The organism is Burkholderia orbicola, assembly GCF_900100915.1.
Classification (GTDB): domain Bacteria; phylum Pseudomonadota; class Gammaproteobacteria; order Burkholderiales; family Burkholderiaceae; genus Burkholderia; species Burkholderia orbicola.
This window is the reverse complement of record NZ_FNKW01000002.1, coordinates 2,055,448-2,074,868: the sequence shown is the minus strand read 5'-3', so window position 1 is coordinate 2,074,868 and position 19,421 is coordinate 2,055,448. Positions and strand designations below refer to the sequence as shown.

The window sequence follows — 19,421 nt, the reverse complement described above, 5'->3', positions numbered from 1 at the left end:
GGACCGACCCGATGCCCGCTCACGCTTCACCCTTCAACGCGCCGTCGCGCGCCCCGCACGCCGGCGCCGCGCGCCTCGGCACGTCGCGCCGCTTCGCGCCGTTCGTCCTGGCCGCGCTCGCCGTTCTGGTGGGCGCGATGTCCGTCGTCGCGCTGTGCGTCGGCGCATACCGCATTCCGCTGGCGGAAGCCTGGGCCGCGCTGAGCGGCGACGCGGCCGCGCAGCAGGCGCGCGCGGTGCTGCTCGACATCCGCGCGCCGCGCGTCGTGCTCGCGCTGCTGGTCGGCGGCGGCTTCGGCGCGACCGGCGCCGCGATGCAGGCGCTGTTCCGCAACCCGCTCGCCGATCCGGGGCTCGTCGGCGTGTCGAGCGGCGCCGCGCTCGGCGCGACTACGCTGATCGTGCTCGGCCCCGCGCTCTTCGCCGCCCATGCGAGCGCGGCCGCGTTGCCGGTCGCCGCGTTCGCCGGCGGCCTCGCGGTCGCGGCGCTCGTCTACCGGCTCGCCGCGTCGCGCGGCCGGCTCGCGCTGCCGCTGCTGCTGCTCGCCGGCATCGCGATCAATGCGCTGGTCGGCGCGGCGATCGGGCTGCTCACGTTCGTCGCCGACGACGCGCAGTTGCGTTCGCTGACCTTCTGGAGCCTCGGCAGCCTCGGCGGCGCGCAATGGTCGACGCTGGCGGCCGTCGCGCCGTGCGTGGCGCTCGGCTGCGTGCTGCTCGCGCGCGAACGCGACGCGCTGAACGCGCTGCAGCTCGGCGAAACCGAAGCGCTGCATCTCGGCGTGCCCGTGCAGCAACTGAAACGGCGCGTGCTCGTCGCGGTCGCGCTCGCGGTCGGCGCGCTCGTGTCGTGCGCGGGCATCATCGGCTTCATCGGGCTCGTCGCGCCGCATTGCGTGCGCCTCGCGTGCGGCCCCGACCAGCGCATCGTGCTGCCCGGCGCCGCATTGCTCGGCGCGTTGCTGACGCTCGCGGCCGATCTTGCCGCGCGAACCGTGGCCGCGCCCGCCGACATTCCGCTCGGCGTGCTGACCGCGCTGCTCGGCGCGCCGTTCTTCCTCGCGCTGCTGTGGAAGAACCGCGGCGCGCTCGGCGGATGATCCCTTCTTCACGACGACCATGCTGACTGCCCACCACCTCGACGTCGCCCGCCGGCACGACACGATCCTGCGCGACCTGTCTCTGTCGATCGAGCCCGGCCGCGTGACCGCGCTGCTCGGCCGCAACGGCGCGGGCAAGAGCACGCTGCTGAAAACCTTCGCCGGCGAACTGACCGGCAGCGTCGCGCCGAACGGCGTGCGCGTGACGGGCGACGTCACGCTGAACGGTGAACCGCTCGCGCATCGACGCACCGCGGCTCGCGTGCCTGCGCGCGGTGCTGCCGCAGGCCGCGCAGCCGGCCTTCCCGTTCAGCGTCGACGAAATCGTGCTGCTCGGCCGCTATCCGCATGCGCGACGCAGCGGCGCCCGCCACGTCATTGCGCACCGCGATCGCGACATCGCGTGGCGTGCGCTCGAACGGGCGGGCGCCGATGCGCTCGTCGGTCGCGACGTCACGACGCTGTCGGGCGGCGAACTCGCGCGCGTGCAGTTCGCCCGCGTCCTCGCGCAGCTGTGGCCGGACCACGACGCGACGGAACCCGGCCCGCGCTATCTGTTGCTCGACGAGCCGACCGCCGCGCTCGACCTTGCGCACCAGCACCGGCTGCTCGATACCGTCCGCGCCGTCGCGCGCGAATGGCAGCTCGGCGTGCTCGCGATCGTCCACGATCCGAACCTCGCCGCGCGGCATGCGGATGCGATCGCGATGCTCGCCGACGGCACGATCGTCGCGCATGGCGCGCCGCGCGACGTGATGACGCCCGCCCATATCGCGCAGTGCTATGGCTTCGCGGTGAAGATGGTGGAAACCGGCGACGGGACGCCGCCGGTGATGGTGCCCGCGTAGCGCGAGTGTGTATCGCATGATCATTGCGTCGATCGATGCCGTGCGCTACCTTGGACGGCGGCGTTCTCTCCAGGTCTGTCGTATCGCCCCTTCGAGGAAATCCCCGTGCCGCTTCCGATGACCCGCATCATCCTGTACGTCCGCGACGTCGCGCTGCTGAAGGCGTTCTACCAACGGCATTTCGCGCTACCCGTCGTTGAGGAAATCGACGGCGAATGGGCCGTGCTCGACGCGGGTGCGATCGAACTCGCGCTGCATCGGGCCGGCCCGGCCTTCCGTCATGCAGCCGCATCCTCAAGCACGAACGCGAGCGCGGCCACCAGCAACGTGAAACTCGTATTCACGATCGACGCCGATATCGACACGTATCGCGACCGACTCGCCCGCGACGGCGTGACCGTGCGCGATCTCAAGCGCTACGACGGCTTTCCGTACCGGATGGTCGACGGCATCGATCCGGAAGGGAACGTCTTTCAGGTGATGCAGCCGGACTGAATGCCGGCGCGGCAAGCCCAGGCGCGAGCGCTCAATGCTCGACGTCCGCCGCGCCGAAGCTCCGCATCTTCCAGCCGAGCCGCACGGCGAGCATCCGCATCGAGAAGCCTGCCGCCAATGCGACGAGCGTCGCCAACCCCGCGTCGATGCCGAGATACTGCATCCCGACGTACAGCGAACCCGTGACGAACGCGACGCTCGCGTACAGCTCCTCGCGCAGGATCAGCGGCATCTCGTTGCAGAGTAAATCGCGCAGCATCCCGCCGCACACGCCCGTGATCGCGCCGGCCAGCACGACGATGATCGGCGCCGTGCCGGTCGACGCGCCGATGTCGCAGCCGATGATCGTGAACGCCGCGAGGCCGATCGCATCGACGGTGACGAACAGCGTCTTCATCCGCGCGACGTGTCGTGCCGCCCACGACGCGACGGTCGCCGCGACCAGCGTGATCACCAGGTATTCGGGATGCGCGATCCAGCCGAGCGGATAGTGGCCGAGCAGCACGTCGCGCACGGTGCCGCCGCCGAGCGCCGTCACCGCGCCGACGAGCGCGAGCCCGAAGCGGTCCATCCCGCGGCGCATGCCCATCAGCGCGCCCGACATCGCTTCCGCGACGATCGCAATCAGATAGAGCGTATGCATGGCGCGCGTCAGTCGTCGGTCCGGAACAGGTCGAGCACGCGTTCGCGCTCGGCCGCGTCGACGGCGGCGGGCATCGGTTCATCGCGCTTGTCGTTATCGCCAGGCGCATCCGGCGCATCGCTGGCTGCCGCGCCGCCGCATGCAAAGCGGCTGCGGATATATGCCGGCACGTCGGCCGTGCACGTGCCGCGCGTGTATTCGGCGTAGACGAAATCGCCGTCCACCAGCGCGACGTCCTGCGGCGGCGTCGCAGCGACCGGCGTGCGCCCGTCGACGGCCGTCTTCATGTAGTCGAGCCACACCGGCAGCGCCAGCGTCGCGCCGGTCGCGCGCCCCATCGGGCGCGGCGTGTCATAGCCGAGCCACGCGACCGCGACGATGCCCGACGAATAGCCGGCGAACCATACGTCCTTCGACCCGTTCGACGTGCCCGTCTTGCCCGCCGCGTCGTCACGCCGCAGCGCGAGCGCGCCGCGCGCGGTGCCGGCCCGCACGACGTCGCGCAGCATGCTGTCCATCACGAACGCATTGCGCGCCGACACGACCCGCTCGCCCGCCGGCACGGTCGCCTCGTACATCGCGCCGCCGTGCCGCTGCTTCACCGACAGGATCAGGCGCGGCTCCATCCGCGTCCCGCCGTTCGCGAACACGCTGTACGCGCTCGCGAGTTCGAGCGGCGTCACGGCGCCCGCGCCGAGCGCGAGCGGCAGCGACGCCGGATTGCGCTGCGCGTCGAAGCCGAAATGCACCGCATGCTGCTGCACGTAGCGCGCGTCGGTGGCCTGCATCAGGCTGACCGCGACCAGGTTCTTCGAGCGCACGAGCCCGCGCCGCACCGGGATGAAGCCTTCGTAGCGATTGCCGAAATTGCGCGGACGCCACGGCCGCGCGCCGGTTTCCGCGTGCGTGAGTGTGCGCTGCGTATCGTCGACGAGCACGCCGGGGAAGTAGCCCTTCTCCAGCGCCGCCGAATAGACGAACGGCTTGAAGCTCGACCCCGGCTGGCGATACGCCTGCAGCGCATGGTCGAACACGTTGCGATCGAAATCCGCGCCGCCGACCAGCGCGAGCATGTCGCCGGTGGCCGCATCGAGCGACACGAGCGCGCCTTCGAGACCGTTGCGCATATCGCGCTTCGCGCGGGACTGGCGGCTCAGCGTACGGTCGAGCGCGGCTTCAGCTGCACGCTGGTCACGCATCGAGATGGTGGTCGTCACGTCGAGGCCGAGCGTGTACGCGTCGTCATGAAACCGTTCGACCATCATCCGGCGCGCCCGCTCGGCGACGTACGGCGCCGCGACGATGCCGGGCGGCGGCGTGGTCGCCAGTGCGATCGGCGCGTCGACGGCCGCGCGATACGTCGCCTCGTCGAGCTGGCCGAGCGCATGCATCCGGCCGAGCACATAGTTGCGCCGCGCGGTCGCGCGGGCCGGGTTGACGACCGGATTGAATGCGGACGGCGCCTTCGGCAGCCCGGCGAGCACGGCCGCCTCGCCCGCGCTCAGCGCGTCGAGCGGCTTGCCGAAGTACACGTGCGCGGCGGCCGCGAAGCCGTATGCGCGCTCGCCCAGATAGATCTCGTTCATGTACAGCTCGAGCAGCTTGTCCTTGCTGTATTCGCGCTCGAGCTTGGCCGCCATCAGGATCTCGGCGAGCTTGCGGCTCAGCACCTTGTCGCGCGTCAGGTAGAAGTTGCGCGCGACCTGCATCGTGATCGTGCTGCCGCCCTGCCCCGGCTGCCCCGTCACGACGTTCGCGAACGTCGCGCGCGCAAGGCCGCCGATGTCGACCGGGCCGTGTTCGTAGAACTTCGCGTCCTCGGCCGCGAGCAGCGCATGCCGCATCAGCGGCGGGATGCGTTCGAGCGGCACGAACTCGCGCCGCTCGACGCCGTATTCGGCCAGCAGGTCGCCGTCGCGCGAGAAAATCCGCAGCGGCAGCGCGGGACGATAGACGGCCAGGTGCTCGACGGACGGCAACTGCGTCCAGATGCGATCGATCGTCCATGCGCCGATGCCCGCGCACGCGAGCGTCAGGCCGAGCAGCGCGCCCGCGAGCGTGCGCCATATGCGGCGGCGGCGCGGCGGTGTGGATGGCGGCGCGGGCGGCGGCGACGGGTTGGCGGTGGGATCGGTCATGTCGGGCTCCTTCTGCAGTGCCGCGACGGCCGGCGCGCGAGCGGCGCCGATCGGTCACGAAAGGCGCGCATTGTCGAAGGGATGGCGCGAAACCGGAACATTCTTTAGCCAAAGTTTGGCTGGCTAAATTTTATTTAGGAAAGCGCTTTAGGTCCTGCTTGGACCGGGTATGCGGGTCGGCGGCATGTCGTTGCGGGCGCGCGAGCCGGTTCGCTTGTACCATCGTCGGATGTTCGATCGATATCTCGACCTGTGGGGCCTCATTCCCGACGGCGGCCCGATCCTGACCGCGAGCGGCGGCCTGCTGCCGGTCGTCTGGCACGCGCGGCCCGCGATGCTGAAAGTCGCGACGTGCGACGAAGAGCGCCGCGGCAATGCGCTGATGGCCTGGTGGAACGGGCAAGGCGCCGCGCAGGTGTGGCAGCACGACGGCGACGCGATCCTGCTCGAACGCGCGCAGCCGGCGCCGTCGCTGGCTGCGTTGTCGGCTGCGGGCCACGACGACGATACGATGCGTATCGCTTGCGACGTCGTCGCGCGGCTGCACGCGCATCGTGCGCCGCTGGTGCCTCCGGTCGTGCCGCTGCACGACTGGTTCTACGCGCTGCTGTGGAACGATGCCGACCACGACACGCTGCGCCGCTCGGCAACGATCGCTCGTCAGTTGCTGGCTGGGCCGTCCGTCGACGAAGTCGTGCTGCACGGCGACATCCATCACGACAACATCCTGCATTTCGGCGATCGCGGCTGGCGCGCAATCGACCCGAAAGGGCTGCGCGGCGAGCGCGCGTTCGATTACGCGAATCTGTTCTGCAATCCTGCGCATGACATCGCGGTCGATCCCGTGCGATTCGAGCGACGCGTTGTGCTCGTGGCTGACGCCGCGGGACTCGACCGGCGCCGGCTGCTGCAATGGATTCTCGCGTGGTCGGGGCTGTCGGCGGTGTGGTTGATGGAAGACGAGCTGCCGGCCGATACGCGGCTGGCGGTCGCGATGCTTGCGGCGGGGGCGCTCGGGCTGTAGCGATACACATCGCCGATGAAAACAGACTCGTTACGAGTTACGGGGGAATGCGGAGAGAATCGGCGCCTTTCGGCCAGGAAGCGTCATCCGCCGGGATCGTTGGCTGGACACTCAGGCGACGGTCCTGCACCGGAAAGCAGCCATTCAGTTTGCGGTGTTGAACGGTCACTTGGTCGGCCAAATTCGACGTGTCATATGTCGCGGAAACTGCCCTGCCGAATAGCGGCTATCGAGAAGTCTACGTTTGGAGGAGCGGTTAAACTCTAGCAGCTCGTTGGCACCGATTGAACTCCGGGGAAAAGATGGAAAAACGCTTATACACGGAAGAAGAAGTCCAAGACCTTACTGATCGAGTATTTCTCCTGCGGGAGCGGATCGAGCAAGGCAAGATGCGGTTCGCCGGACAGCTTGTCGAAGGCTTCACGAAGAGCATGCAGGCCATCCGACTGCGTCCGGATGGGAAAGTCGATCCAAATACTGTGGACGGCCGCGTGCGCGCGGCTACATTGGCCATTCGCGCAATGCAGTATCGAGACGAGGCCAAAAGCAGCATCAGCCTAGCTCAGATCCAAGGGCTCTATTTTGATTTTCTCTTCCAAGAGTTCGGCTGGCTGTTTGAACAAATGCAGAAGGCTGGGGTTGACCCTGCGCAGGTCGCGCACGGGATGCGCGAGAACAGCGACTTCGTAAAAAATCTTACAGATAACCTGCCAGACTTTGTTGACGCTTTACGCGAGTTTTGGGCAGGCGTCTTCGATTCAGGATCGTATCACTTGCAGGACGGTGAGCAATTGAAAGCCGCTTTTTGTGGCGATCTCTTTCCGGCGCATTGGGAAAACGCTGTGTCGACCGCGGGTCTCTACGTCGACACGATCATTCTTCCATGTCCGATCCTGAGAATTGCTCCAATGATTGGGATAGCATCAGATCGCGAAGTGGCGAGTATGCTGATCAAGCACATGCTGACGGCAATGACATATCGGGGGATCGCAACGGCTGAATTCGATCCGCCAGTGGCGTTAGTGCTGCCCAATCATGACGATATCCATACCGAAGAACGAAAGACTCTGGTGAAGCGAGCGATGCCTTCGGCCTTGAAACACGCAGAATATCTGTTCCATCGTCAGTTCGAATCGGTTGATCATCTCAAGGAATTCTGCGAAAAACTACAGACGATCGACCAGGTCATCGCGGAACTTAAGGGTTCAGACCGTCTGGTCTTCGATACCGACTGGGGATATACGGCGCGCGAGCAACTGCATCGCGCCGTCGATGAAGAGACTACGATGATTCCCGGCATGGATAAAGGCATTGCCGGAAATCATGTCCTGCAAAGCTGTCTCGGACGAATGTCGCAAGCCCTCGGGGCGCAGCAAAACGCCATCCACTTTGGCGGAACGCCGCTGATCAACGCCGAAACGTCGTGGAAATATTACACGTGGCTTCTCGACTACGAAGGGCAACCGACGGGAGCTCAAGGGGAAGAGCGAGCCCAGAGCATGCACGTCGTACACGCGTTGGCCCATGAGCGTGACAAAAATCTGTCGTGGCTCGGAAACGTCCCCGTACAGGCTGTGCTCGAACTCCGGAGAAATGGTTTGATGGACGAAATCCGCTCTCTGCTTGGAACCGGAGTTTCCGAGTTAATCAAGGCCGACCCGAACAACTATTTCCGAACCGCGGATCAAGTCGTCAGCAATCTCGATCGTGCGTTTGAGAAGCATCAAGCGGATCTCTTGGAAGCACGAAACAAGAAGCTAAAACTGTTTGGACTGGACGTTCCAGCTTGTCTCGCGGTGGGCGCTGTCGGCATCGCCGCTGCAACGATTACTAATAATCCTGTTTGGGGCGTCGCCGCCGCGATGGTTAGTCAAATCGGACTGCCAAACCTGAAAGACATAAAGACCAAATACACTCAAATTGCTGCTGAACAGAAAGTGCGGGCGGCGTCACCGACCGGGCTCCTTTTTCAGCATGTCGGCAAGCGTAAGTTGTAGTCGTCTCAAGCAAAGTGCTGATTCTACCTCGGTAGCGATTCGCGGCGATCCAGCAACGCGACCAAGATTGCCTTCGACACTGTCGGCCGAGCCGACACGATGAAGGGCCGTAGTATTTCGAAAACAGCCGTCTTGCGGTCGCAAAGTCGAATGGCTCAATCGGGTCGCCACCCGACATCCAAGGAAACCCGCGCGGAACCCCGAAAAAAAACCCGCCGGCTCACACCGACGGGTTTTCATATCCGACTTGCGCCGCGCTTCAGCGCGCCGGATTCAGCAACAAGTTCATGTGACGGTTCACATCCTTGTACAGCAGATAACGGAACCGCCCAGGCCCGCCCGAATAACACGCTTGCGGGCAAAACGCACGCAGCCACATGAAGTCGCCGGCTTCCACCTCGACCCAGTCCTGGTTCAGCCGATAGACCGCCTTGCCTTCCAGCACGTACAGGCCGTGCTCCATCACGTGCGTTTCGGCGAACGGAATCACGCCGCCCGGCTCGAACGTCACGATGTTCACGTGCATGTCGTGACGCATGTCGCTCATGTCGACGAAGCGCGTCGTCACCCATGCGCCGTTGGTGCCCGGCATCGGGATCGGCTCGACGTCCTGCTCGTTGGTCACGAACGCTTCCGGCAGCGGAATGCCGTCAACCGCCTGATAGTGCTTGCGCACCCAGTGGAAACGCACCGCGGCATCGCTGACGTTGTGCAGCGTCCAGTCCGCGCCCGGCGGAATGAACGCGTAACCGCCCGGTTTCAGCGTGTGCTTCTGGCCTTGGAGCGTCAGCTCGGCTTCGCCTTCGACGACGAACAGCACGGCTTCGGCGTTCTTGTCCTGCTCGGGCTTGTCGCTGCCGCCGCCCGGGTTCACTTCGACGATGTACTGCGAGAAGGTTTCCGCGAAACCCGACAGCGGGCGGGCGATCACCCACAGGCGCGTGTGGGTCCAGAACGGCAGCCAGCTCGTGACGATGTCGCGCATCACCCCCTTCGGGATCACCGCGTACGCCTCGGTGAACATCGCGCGATCGGTCAGCAGATCCGTCTGCGGCGGGTGGCCGCCGTGCGGCGCGTAATACGTTGTCTTAGACATATTGCATCCAGGCAATGGGTTGGTCCGGCCCCGGGCGCAAACGGCATCGGGCGGTTCGCATGCGCGTGGGGCACGCATGCGACGGCGGGACATCGTTGCCGGGGTGGCTTGAAGACGCATGCGCCTTCGGTCGGTCGGCCAGGCTTCGCGTCGGGTCCGTCCGGTTCAGCAGACACGGCGGCCCGGGTTGTCGGGCCGGCGGCCGGGCCGCGGCGCTCGCCGGTCAGGCGGCGAGGCGCGGATGGCGGCACGGTTCGGCTCCGTACGCGAGCATCGCCGACGATAGCGAAGTCGATTGCGATCGACCAATTAAATGTTGCGATGACATCCATTCGATTTCCCACTACCGGCCGGCGGCCGCGATACGCGGTCGGCATGCGTTGCGCGGCGTGCCGACTATCAGGGAAATCCTGACGGTCGCGATGTTCGCGCGATGCGTGAGCGCACGGCAATGCGGCGAGACACGCGCTGGTCTCGATGCATCCCGTTACGCAGGGCGACGCGAAAGCGGTCGATACATGCGCGGCAGCGGATCGCGGCGTGAGGGTCGCACGGAGACGGTCACGTCAGGTTGGAACGAGCCGACGCGGCGAAGAAAAAGCAGGCGTGATTCGGCCAACCCCGTCCGCGCGCATTGGGACGCGGCACGCGAGATCGTCGAGAAGCGGAGAAAACAGCAGGAGGAGAATTGCCGGCCCGTCGATCGGGCATTTGGCAACGGCTGATCGAAGCCGGAAGAGAATCGCCGGTCTGGCCGGCGAAGCGGCCCGGCAGGGCGCCGGGCGGAAGCTCGCGTCGGGATACCGACGCCGTCGGCGCGCCGGTGCGCGGTCGCGCACCGTGCCGCGCCAGCGACGATCAGTCCCAGTCGCGGTGGTGACGATGCTTGCGGTGACGGTAGCCGCGGTCGCCGTGATCGCGATCGTACGAGCTGCGCGACATGTTGCCGCCGAGTGCCGCGCCGGCGCCGCCGCCGACCGCCGCGCCCAGCAGGCCGCCCGTGCGGCCGCCCATCGCGTTGCCTGCCGCGGTACCCGCGCCGCCGCCGAGGGCGCCGCCGATGATCGCGCCGGTGCGCTCGCGACGGTTCGACGTCACCGCGCCGCCGGCGCCGCCGCCGATCGCGCCGCCGATGACGGAGCCGGTGCTGCCGCCGACCGCGCCGCCGACCGCTGCGCCGGCAACCCCGCCGAGCGCGCCGCCGAGCGCGTTGTTCAAGTCACCGGCCATTGCCGGCAGTGCAGTCGCGCCGGTCAACGCGGCGACGACGAGAGCGGGGGCGATTTTCTTCCACATTCCCGTATTCTTCCTTGTTCGCAATTCTGGTTATCGAGGTCCGCTCGGTACGACGATCTGAATCGATCGACGTCGGGCCAGGCATTGTGCCGGACTGCGGACCAATTCATTTCAATGAGCTTGCGGCGAAGAATAGCACCGGTCCCGCATTCCTGCCGTAGACATTGTGGTAACAAGTTGTTTACGAATCACAGACATTCAACGTACCCGCCGAATCCGGCTGAAACCCTTGTCGGGATTGGCTCCGGCGGCAGTCTGACCCCACGTCGCGACACGCCGATCATGCACGCGATCGCACGTTCGAGACACACGCGGCAACACATCCGCACACGCCGGTAACGGGCATCCGGACGACCGCGAGAGAAAAGATGACGGGGTCAGTACACGCCGGGCAGCAACCGCCACGTCCGCGCGCAATACGCGTCGTATTCGGCGCCGAATTGCGAACGCAGCAATGCTTCCTCCGAGCGGATTCGCGCGACGAGCGGCACGAGCGTCAGCACGACCAGCAGTACGCCGACGCCCGAGCGGAACACCAGCGCCCAGCCGAGCGAATTGACGACCAGGCCGAGATAGCTGGGATTGCGGATGCGGCTGTAGATGCCGCCGGTCACGAGCGTATGGCCCGGCTGGATCGCGACGAGCCCGCTGAAGCGTTTGCCGAGCACGAACACGGGCCACATGCGCAGCACGCCGCCCGCGAGGTACAGCCCTACGCCGATCCAGCGCACCGTATCGCCGCCGAAAGTCCAGACGTCGAGCCGGTCGGTCAGCGCCGGCAGGTACGCGAGCAGGAAGCCGCTCACCGCGAAGGCCGCGAGCACCCAGCGGTTGTCGCGGTTCTCGCGTTCGCCGCTGCTCAGGTTGCCTTCGGTGAACAGCGCGGCGACGGCCATCACAAGGGTCGCGATCGCGACGACGGTCAGTTGAGGATGCGAGAAGAACGCGGCAAACCCGCCGCTGCCGAGCACGGCGAGCCCGAGATAGACGAGCGTGGCTACGCTCGACAGGACGATGACCTTGGGGGTGACTGTCATGACGGCCTCGCGGGGATGCGCTTTCCTGTGAAGTATAGGAACTGCGCACACCGCGCGCCGTGCGCGGCCGTCATATGGCGCGGGAGTTCGCGCGCATCGTCAGGCCGAAGGCGGCCGACCGGGCCAGGACGGCCGGTCGGCGCGCCGCGACCGATCAGCGAATACGGAAATTGCCGCCGATCCCGACACTGACGGGCGGCGCGTAATACGCGGGCGCATAGCCGTAGTAGGCCGGCGCGGGCGCGTAGCCGTACGGCGGCGCGACGTAGCAGCCGGACAGGCCGCCGATCAGGGCAAGCGTGATGAGAAGTCTGGACATGGCTCGATTCCCGGCGCGAAAGACCAATGGCACCGCGCGAAGGCCGCGCCGCCGCACCACGCGGCGGCCGGCACGAAGAGGCAACGCCCCTTCCTGTCGCTCGATGAAACAATGCGCGGAGTCTAGCGCCGGGCGTGGCCGGCCGAGTTTCCCGGGCCGTTACACGTGTTACCCCGTGTGACCGCTGAAACAGGCTGGGTCGGCGCAACGGCCCGCCGGTGGGCGGCGGCCGCGCCGACAGCGCTGGGGCTGTTACACGAAGCGGGCACGAATGCGCTGCGCGAGCGCTTCGAGCGTCGCCGCGTCGGCGACGTCGCGCGCATGCATCCGCAGCTCGGCGCCTTCCCAGCGCGGAATCACGTGGAAATGCACGTGCGGGACGGTCTGGCCGGCTGCCGCGCCGTTGAACTGGCCGATGAACACGCCGTCCGGCTCGAGCGCCGCGCGCACCGCCGCCGCGACGCGCTGCGTCATGCGGATACCGGCCGCGGCCGCGTCGCCGGACAGCTCGAAGATCTGCGCGGCCGGCTCCTTCGGGATCACGAGCACGTGACCGTCGGCCTGCGGCATCAGATCCATGATCGCGAGCGTCGCGTCGTCTTCGGCGACCTTCACGCACGGCAGTTCGCCGCGCAGGATTCGGGCGAACGGGTTGTTGTTGTCGTAGGACATGGCGTTTTCCGATCTCGGTTGGACAGTGGGACTGGGAGAGCAATGCCGGACGATTATCGGCCGATGGCCGGCCCGATATCAACTCGCCGCCACGCGACGCCGGCCGAACCGTCGGGCACGCGGCAGCGCGAACGCCTGCGACCGTCATCACCGTCGCGCGTCACGCGTCACGCGGCCGCGATTGCACCGCCTCGCCCGAACCTGCGACACTGCCGGATCGTTGCCGGCCGGCACGCCACCGAGGACGCTCGCGCATGACGATTCCCCTCAAGAAGCTGATGCTGCGCGGTGCCGCGCTCGCGCTCGTGGCCGCGATCGGCTACACGGGCCATATGCTGTCCCGGCTCGCGCCGATCGCGACCGGCTATGCGGCCAAGGCGCTGTGTTCGGGCGTGTTCGTGTCGGGCCGCCCGGCCGCGTCCGTAATCGACGTCGACATCATGGCCGGCGTCCATCCGTTGCTGAAACTGGTGCGACCGTCGCTCGATCCCGACCATCATCGCGCGGTGGCGACCTTCGCCGGCTTCGCCGAACGCGAAGCCGACTTCCGGCCCGGGCTCGGCTGCACGCTCGCACTCGGGGCCCCGACCGGCGCGGCGGCGGCCACCTTGCCCGCCGCGTTACCGCCCCTCCCCGATCCGCCGGTCGCGCCGCCCGACCCGCCCGCACCTGCCACGCCGCCCGCCGGCATCGACGCGCACCAGTTGCAGACCGCGCTCGACCGCGCATTCGACGAACCCGATCCGGCGCGGCCGCGGCGCACGCGCGCGGTCGTCGTGATGTGGCGCGGCCACGTGATCGCCGAACGCTATGCGCCCGGCTTCACGGCCGATACGCCGCTGCCCGGCTGGTCGATGACGAAGACCGTCACGGCCGCGCTGGTCGGCACGCTGGTCGCGCAGCACAAGCTGTCGCCGGACGCGTCGGCGCTGCTGCCCGAATGGCGCGGCAGCGGCGATCCGCGCGCGGCCATCACGCTCGACGAGCTGCTGCGGATGACGAGCGGCCTGCAGTTCAACGAGGACTATGACGACCCGCTGTCCGACGTCGCGGTGATGCTGTTCACGCAGCCCGATACCGCGCGGTTCGCGTCGGCGAAGCCGCTGGCGGCGACGCCCGGCACACGGTGGTCGTATTCGAGCGGCACGAGTGCGATCGTCGCACGCGTGATGCGCGAAGCGCTGGGCGGCAGCGACGCCGACTATCTCGCGTTTCCGCGCCGCGCGCTGTTCGCGCCGCTCGGGATGCGCAGCGCGGTGTTCGAGCCCGACGCGTCCGGCACGCTCGTCAGCGCGTCGTACATGTATGCGAGCGCACGCGACTGGGCGCGCTTCGGGCAGCTTCTGCTGCAGGACGGCGTGTGGAACGGGCAGCGGCTGCTGCCGGAAGGCTGGGTGCGCTACCTGACGCGCGCGACGCCGCAGTCGTCGCGGCAGGAATTCGGCGCGCAGCCGTGGGTCAAGGTGCCGGAGCCGTTCAACGATCGCGATCCGCACGCGCGGGCGATGCCGGCCGACGCGTTTCATGCGGTCGGCCATGAAGGCCAGTTCGTGAGCGTGGTGCCGAGCCGCGAGCTGGTGGTCGTGCGGCTCGGGCTGTCGCGGCCGGAAGCCGCGTGGAATCACGAGGCGTTTCTCGCCCGCGTGCTCGATGCGGTGCCGGCGCCCGGTGCGTGACGACGGAAGGCGCGCCGGTGAATCGATCGTGAAGCGGCGGCGATTGCCCTACCGCCGCTTCAAGCGCGACCCGCGCTGCGTTACGGATTCGCGCTGCCGCCGTATTGCCTGAAACCTTCACGCGTCGCAAGACGTTCGACATAGCGCGACACCGCCGGCAGGTCCGGATGATCGAACGGCGTGCCGAACCAGCGGTTCGCCGACAGGCCGATCGGAATATCCGCGAGCGTGAAGGTGTTGCCGGCCACGTACGCGCCGGTCCTTTCGAGTTGCGCATTCAGCACGCGCATGTGCGTCGTCCAGCCGGCGATCGACTGTGCGATGCCGTTCGGATCCTGGTGGTCGGGCGACTTGCGCACGAGGCCGAGGAAGGCGCCGACCCACGAGCGGTTCAGGTCCGAACCCTGCCAGTCGATCCACTGGTCGACCCGCGCACGCGCCTGCGGCTCGGCCGGATACAGCGCATCGCCGCCGTAGCGGTTCGCGAGGTAGCGGATGATCGTGTTCGATTCCCAGAGCACGAAATCGTCGTCCTTGATGACGGGCACGAGCGCGTTCGGATTCAGCGCGAGATAGGCCGGATCGTGGGTCGTGCGGAAGCCCGCGCCCCAGTCTTCCTGTTCGAACGGCAGGTTCAGTTCGGTGCACAGCCACAGCACCTTGCGGACGTTGATGGACGGAATCTTGCCGAGGACGTGCAGCATGCAGTCTCCTTGTGAGGTCGGGTGCGGCGTGTTCGGGGCGCACGACACGCTCCGAACGGGTTCACGCCGATTTATACACGACCGCGCGGGAAACGGCAGACCGCGGGCGCGAAATCGGTGTGCGGCCGGTTCGTCAGGTCACGCAGCGCGTGCTCGGCCGTCGGGAAGCGGAACATGAACCCGTCCTGATGCAGGCGTGCCGGCATCACGCGCTGCCCGTCCAGCAGCAGCTCGGCCATCTCGCCCATCGCGGCGCGCAGCGGCGCGGCGGGCATGTGCAGAAATGCGGGGCGGCGCAGCACCTTCGTCACGACCTGCACGAATGCGCGCTGGGTCAGCGGCACCGGTGCGACCGCGTTGTAGACGCCGTGCATGCCCGGATTCGACATCGCGCGCGCCACGATTCGCAGCACGTCGTCGCGGTGAATCCAGCTCATCACCTGCGCACCGTCGCCGAAGCGGCCGCCCAGCCCGAAGTAATGCGGCAGCAGCATCGGGCGCAACGCGCCGCCGGGGCCGAACACGATGCCCAGCCGCAGCACCACCGCGCGCACGCCGTGCCGCTCGAGCGGCTGGGCGGCCGCCTCCCACCGCCGGCACAGATCCGACATGAAACCGGTGCCTGCGCTGCTGCCTTCGTCGAGCCGTTCGTCGCCCGGCCGCACGCCGTAGTAGCCGATCGCGGACGCCTGGATCCACGTGCGCGGCTTGACCTCGGCGGTTTCCACCCAGCGCATCAGCGCCTGCGTCACGCCGACGCGGCTGGCGAGCAGCAGCGCCTGCCGGCGCTTGCTCCAGCGCGCGCCCAGCACCGGCGCGCCGGCGAGATTGACGACCGTGTCGAAGCGCTCGTGCGGCTGCAACTGGTCGATGGACGTCACGCTGCGCACGCGGCCTTGAAAGAGGCAGGCGGCGCGCAGCGGATCGCGCGCCAGCAACGTGACCGTCTGCCCTGCGTCGAGCAGCTGGTTGACGAGCGTTTCGCCGATGAAGCCGGTGCCGCCGGTGACGAGCACGTGGCCGGGCCGCTGCCCCGCGAACGGGTTGGCGTCCGGCGCGCGGCGCGCGAGGCGGCACGCGGCGATCCCGTCGCGCACGCCCGATACCGTCACGCCGACGGCAAACAGGTTGAGCAGCCAGCCGCGCCAGCCGACGTCGATCGCGTGCAGCGCCGTCGGCTCGGCCGCCCACGCGGCGAGTTGCATCGCGATCATCCCGAACAGCGCGCCGCCGTTGACGGCCAGCAGCGTGTGCAGCACGCGCTCGGTCGCCGGCAGCTTGCGGCTCTGGTCCTCGACGATGAAATCCCACAACGTCAGCACCACCTCGACGAACACGACCGCCGCGAGGGCCGCGACCCACGCGCCATGAAATGCGACGTTCGCGATCGACGCGAACACGAGGCCGTAGAGCACGGACCGTACCGCGTGAATCGCCAGTTCGAGCCGCGCGCGCGGGCTGTGCGGCAGGTCCTGCGTGAGTTCGTGATGGTAGAGCGTATCGAATGCGCCCATCGCGCCCTGCACGATCAGCAGGTTGAGCGCCCAGTCGAAAGCAGGCAACGTGTTCATGCGGTATCCCTCCTCCACAGCCAGACCAGCGGCGGCACCATCGCGACGAGCGCGACGACGTCGATCACTACATGGCCCCACACCTGCGCCTGCCACGACAACAGCATGTCCTGCGGCGCCCAGATCACCAGGCCGGCCAGCAGCCAGCCCCAGACTTCCCGTTTCCGTAACCGGTTGCCGAGATGGACGAGCGCGAGCATCCAGATCGCGGCGCACTGCACCGTCGCGCCGAGCAGCGACATCCACCAGACCTGCTGGGCACGCGCGGCTCCGGGTGCCGCTGCCGACCAGAAATGGCGCTCGATGCCGCGGTGATACGCGTCGAGCCAGGATGCGCCCGCGATCCACGGGAGCACCACGCCGACGAGCAGATGCACGATTGCGGCTGCGTACATCCAGCGCACGACGATGCGGCGCGGGATGTCTTGTGGCGGGCGATTCGCTGCTGCGCTTTCGGCGTTCCTGCCGATGCTGCACGTACCGCCTTCGCAGCAGGCTTCTGCGCGATACCCGAGCCACCGCCATACCGCTTGCCGATTGCCCGCCAGGCGGCGATACAGCGATGCGAATACGGCACGCATCGCCGGCACGCGAAGCAGCCGGACGAGCCCGCGACGGCCGAGTAGCGTGTGAGCAGCGAGGATGCTGTCGATGCCGGTCAGCATGCGTCCGTCGGGTAGACGCGCATGCAGTTCGCGATTCAGCGCGGGCAGGTCGACGCCCAGCGGCGCCGGATCGAAACCCGGCTCGGCGATGTCGACGAACGCGAGCCGGTGTCGCACGTCGTGCTCGCCGAGACGCCGGATTTCCGCGACGCATAACGGACATCGCCCATCGAAATACAGCACCAATTCATTTGCATTCATGCTTTGCACTCCTTCTTCTTTTCGCAAGCATCATGAACCGATCGACTGCTGTCCCGCTTACGCCGCCGCTCCCGTGCGACGACGACCGGCTTACATCGGCTTGACCACCATCAGGAAATAGACGGTCAGCATCGCGAAGAACGCCGGATAACCGAGCAGTTCCCAGCGCTTCGCGTAGCGCCAGTAGCGCGCCGGCAATGCGGCATCGCCGTTCGCGTGCGCGAGCTTCGCCATCGATGCGAGTTCGAGTTGCAGCCAGACGACCGGCAGCCAGCACGCACCGGCGACCGCGTACAGCACGATCGACGCGAGCAGCCACGGCGTATGCCACGGCCAGCCGGCCGTGTGCGCGAGCCACAGCCCGGACGCCGGCTGGAAGATCACGGCCGGCGTCGTGAACCACCAGTCCGCGCGCACCACGAGCCGCGACACGGCCGCGATCGCGGGCACCGACCGCGTGCGGTTCGCAAAGAACAGGTAGAACGCGGTGCCGAACCCCGTGCCGACCAGCAGCACCGAGGACAGGATGTGAAGGGCCTTGATGACGAGATAGGTGTTCATGCTTGTTCTTCTTCTGAATAGAGGATCAACAGGATGGCGAGAATCGGCACGTTCTTGAGCACGGGGCCGAACGGTTCGGCCAGCAGGCCCGGCATCGTGACCGCGATGACCGCCGAGTACGCGACGATCAGCGCCGCCTGCGCGGCCCACAGGCGCCGCGACGGCGCGACGACGGTCGCGATCCCGAACGCGAAATCCACCGCGCTGGCCGCGTAGAGCGCGATCAGCGCGGGCACGCCCGTCAGGTGCGCGGGCGCAAGCAGCGCGAGGCTCGCGGGCAGCGGATGGATGAATGCGCTGGCGATGGCCGTCCAGATCCACACGATCGCGAGCGCGCCCAACAGCAACGGGCGCCGCCACATCGCGAGTGCGTCGCGGCGCAGCGCGGCGGTTTCCGCGCCGATGAAGCTGTCGATGCCGCGCGGCGGCCGGCCGAGCACGGCCGCGGTGGCCGCCGGATCGCCGGTGTTGCCGCCGCGCAGCATCGTCCACGTGTCGCGTGTCAGCATCGCCGCCGGCAGCGTGCCGAGCAGCGCGGCCACCGTGCCGACCAGCGGGCCCGGCAGCGACACGCGGGCCGCCGGCGGAAATCCGAGCGCGGCGCGGTAGGCGGCCAGCATCTCGCGGTATTCGACTTCGTCGCGTCCGACCACGTCGATCACGCGGCGAGCCCGCGCCGACGGCGAATCGCTCGGCTGCATCACGAGCCGCGCGACGACTTCGGCGAGATCGTCGACATGCACCGGGCGCAGCCGCTGATGGCCGCCGGCCGGCAGCACGTGCACGGGCAGGCTCGCGAGCATCCGGAAAAACCGCGCGGACGCGCCGGCCGCCCCGTAGACGAGCGCGGGGCGCACGATGCGGAAGTCGATCGGCAGCGTCTGCAGGAAACGGTCGGCCGCCTGCTTGCTCGCGAAGTACCGCGTGTCGCCGCGCTCGACGCCGAGCGCCGAGATCTGGATCACGCGCCGCACGCCGGCACGGCAGCACGCGGTAAAGAGCGCGCACGGCGCGGCGCGATGCACGGCGTCGAGCGTCGCGCCGCGTCGATCGGCCAGCATGCCGACCGCGTTGATCACCACGTCGACGCCCTTCAGCCGCGCGAGCCACGCGTGCGGATCGACGTCGTGCGCGAAGTCGATCGCGACGTCGTGCGGGCCGGCTGCGTGACGCACGCCGCGCAGCACGCGATGCCCGCCGGCTTCGAGCTGCGCGCACAGCGCCCGCCCGATGAAGCCGTTCGCGCCGCAGACGAGCACGGTCACGCCGCGTGCGCCGGTGCGCTCGGGCGGGCAGATCGACGGCAAGGCTGCGTTCATTTTCACTCTCTATTTACAGTTATTTCTGTACAGACAGAAATAACAATCCCGAAAAAAGC

The 19,421-nt window shown here is 67.8% G+C and carries 17 protein-coding genes and 1 pseudogene; 6 read left to right on the top strand and 12 right to left on the bottom strand.

Going from position 1 to position 19,421, the window contains the following annotated elements; all coding sequences use genetic code 11:
* The first annotated feature begins 11 nt into the window (after positions 1 to 11).
* From BLS50_RS26215 to BLS50_RS26205, 3 genes and pseudogenes are all read left to right on the top strand, one after another.
* Positions 12 to 1,100, top strand: coding sequence for a FecCD family ABC transporter permease (locus BLS50_RS26215; protein ID WP_074805218.1), 1,089 nt, complete (start codon positions 12 to 14; stop codon positions 1,098 to 1,100).
* A gap of 19 nt (positions 1,101 to 1,119) precedes the next feature.
* A pseudogene (locus tag BLS50_RS26210) lies at positions 1,120 to 1,948 on the top strand (heme ABC transporter ATP-binding protein).
* A gap of 105 nt (positions 1,949 to 2,053) precedes the next feature.
* Complete coding sequence (locus tag BLS50_RS26205; RefSeq protein WP_027805877.1) at positions 2,054 to 2,443, top strand: VOC family protein; 390 nt, start codon at positions 2,054 to 2,056, stop codon at positions 2,441 to 2,443.
* Between the two features lie 31 nt (positions 2,444 to 2,474).
* Here the strand turns inward: BLS50_RS26205 and BLS50_RS26200 are convergent, their stop codons facing one another.
* Positions 2,475 to 3,086, bottom strand: a complete 612-nt coding sequence (locus BLS50_RS26200; protein WP_074805215.1) for a trimeric intracellular cation channel family protein — start codon at positions 3,084 to 3,086, stop codon at positions 2,475 to 2,477.
* 8 nt (positions 3,087 to 3,094) lie between these two features.
* Positions 3,095 to 5,224 carry a penicillin-binding protein 1A gene (locus BLS50_RS26195; protein ID WP_074805212.1) on the bottom strand — a complete coding sequence of 710 codons (2,130 nt, stop codon included), beginning with the start codon at positions 5,222 to 5,224 and terminating at the stop codon, positions 3,095 to 3,097.
* Positions 5,225 to 5,453: 229 nt separating this feature from the next.
* Between BLS50_RS26195 and BLS50_RS26190 the strand changes: the two genes are divergently transcribed.
* Together BLS50_RS26190 and BLS50_RS26185 are read left to right on the top strand one after the other, a co-directional pair.
* Positions 5,454 to 6,248, top strand: coding sequence for an aminoglycoside phosphotransferase family protein (locus BLS50_RS26190; RefSeq protein WP_176934302.1), 795 nt, complete (start codon positions 5,454 to 5,456; stop codon positions 6,246 to 6,248).
* A gap of 302 nt (positions 6,249 to 6,550) precedes the next feature.
* Positions 6,551 to 8,245, top strand: a complete 1,695-nt coding sequence (locus BLS50_RS26185) for a hypothetical protein (RefSeq protein WP_074805209.1) — start codon at positions 6,551 to 6,553, stop codon at positions 8,243 to 8,245.
* 259 nt (positions 8,246 to 8,504) lie between these two features.
* Here BLS50_RS26185 and BLS50_RS26180 read toward each other — a convergent pair whose 3' ends face one another.
* From BLS50_RS26180 to BLS50_RS26165, 5 genes are all read right to left on the bottom strand, one after another.
* Entirely contained in the window at positions 8,505 to 9,341 is an 837-nt protein-coding gene (locus BLS50_RS26180; RefSeq protein WP_074805206.1) for a bifunctional allantoicase/(S)-ureidoglycine aminohydrolase, read from the bottom strand.
* Positions 9,342 to 10,199: 858 nt separating this feature from the next.
* Positions 10,200 to 10,637 (bottom strand): hypothetical protein, encoded by a 438-nt coding sequence (locus tag BLS50_RS26175; RefSeq protein WP_006496212.1) that lies wholly within the window; start codon positions 10,635 to 10,637, stop codon positions 10,200 to 10,202.
* Between the two features lie 377 nt (positions 10,638 to 11,014).
* Positions 11,015 to 11,674: a methyltransferase family protein gene (locus tag BLS50_RS26170; protein ID WP_074805203.1), complete on the bottom strand. Its 660-nt coding sequence runs from the start codon at positions 11,672 to 11,674 to the stop codon at positions 11,015 to 11,017.
* Positions 11,675 to 11,828: 154 nt separating this feature from the next.
* On the bottom strand, positions 11,829 to 11,993 hold the full coding sequence (locus BLS50_RS36080; protein ID WP_162836114.1) for a hypothetical protein: 165 nt from the start codon (positions 11,991 to 11,993) through the stop codon (positions 11,829 to 11,831).
* Between the two features lie 252 nt (positions 11,994 to 12,245).
* Positions 12,246 to 12,665, bottom strand: a complete 420-nt coding sequence (locus BLS50_RS26165; RefSeq protein ID WP_011548975.1) for an HIT family protein — start codon at positions 12,663 to 12,665, stop codon at positions 12,246 to 12,248.
* Between the two features lie 254 nt (positions 12,666 to 12,919).
* On the opposite strand from BLS50_RS26165, the gene BLS50_RS26155 reads away from it, so the two are divergent.
* On the top strand, positions 12,920 to 14,341 hold the full coding sequence (locus BLS50_RS26155) for a serine hydrolase domain-containing protein (protein ID WP_074805198.1): 1,422 nt from the start codon (positions 12,920 to 12,922) through the stop codon (positions 14,339 to 14,341).
* 80 nt (positions 14,342 to 14,421) lie between these two features.
* Here BLS50_RS26155 and BLS50_RS26150 read toward each other — a convergent pair whose 3' ends face one another.
* The 5 genes from BLS50_RS26150 to BLS50_RS26130 all read right to left on the bottom strand — a co-directional run bounded on the left by BLS50_RS26150 (position 14,422) and on the right by BLS50_RS26130 (position 19,362).
* Positions 14,422 to 15,045 (bottom strand): glutathione S-transferase family protein, encoded by a 624-nt coding sequence (locus BLS50_RS26150; RefSeq protein WP_074805195.1) that lies wholly within the window; start codon positions 15,043 to 15,045, stop codon positions 14,422 to 14,424.
* Positions 15,046 to 15,116: 71 nt separating this feature from the next.
* Positions 15,117 to 16,616 (bottom strand): TIGR01777 family oxidoreductase, encoded by a 1,500-nt coding sequence (locus BLS50_RS26145; RefSeq protein ID WP_074805192.1) that lies wholly within the window; start codon positions 16,614 to 16,616, stop codon positions 15,117 to 15,119.
* A complete protein-coding gene (locus BLS50_RS26140) occupies positions 16,613 to 17,482 on the bottom strand; it encodes a thiol-disulfide oxidoreductase DCC family protein (protein ID WP_074805189.1) in 870 nt (289 codons plus the stop codon). Before BLS50_RS26140 ends, BLS50_RS26145 begins: the two co-directional genes overlap by 4 nt.
* Before the next feature lie 90 nt (positions 17,483 to 17,572).
* A complete protein-coding gene (locus tag BLS50_RS26135) occupies positions 17,573 to 18,043 on the bottom strand; it encodes a DUF2269 family protein (protein WP_011548970.1) in 471 nt (156 codons plus the stop codon).
* Positions 18,040 to 19,362, bottom strand: coding sequence for an SDR family oxidoreductase (locus BLS50_RS26130; RefSeq protein ID WP_074805186.1), 1,323 nt, complete (start codon positions 19,360 to 19,362; stop codon positions 18,040 to 18,042). Before BLS50_RS26130 ends, BLS50_RS26135 begins: the two co-directional genes overlap by 4 nt.
* Between the last annotated feature and the right edge of the window lie 59 nt (positions 19,363 to 19,421).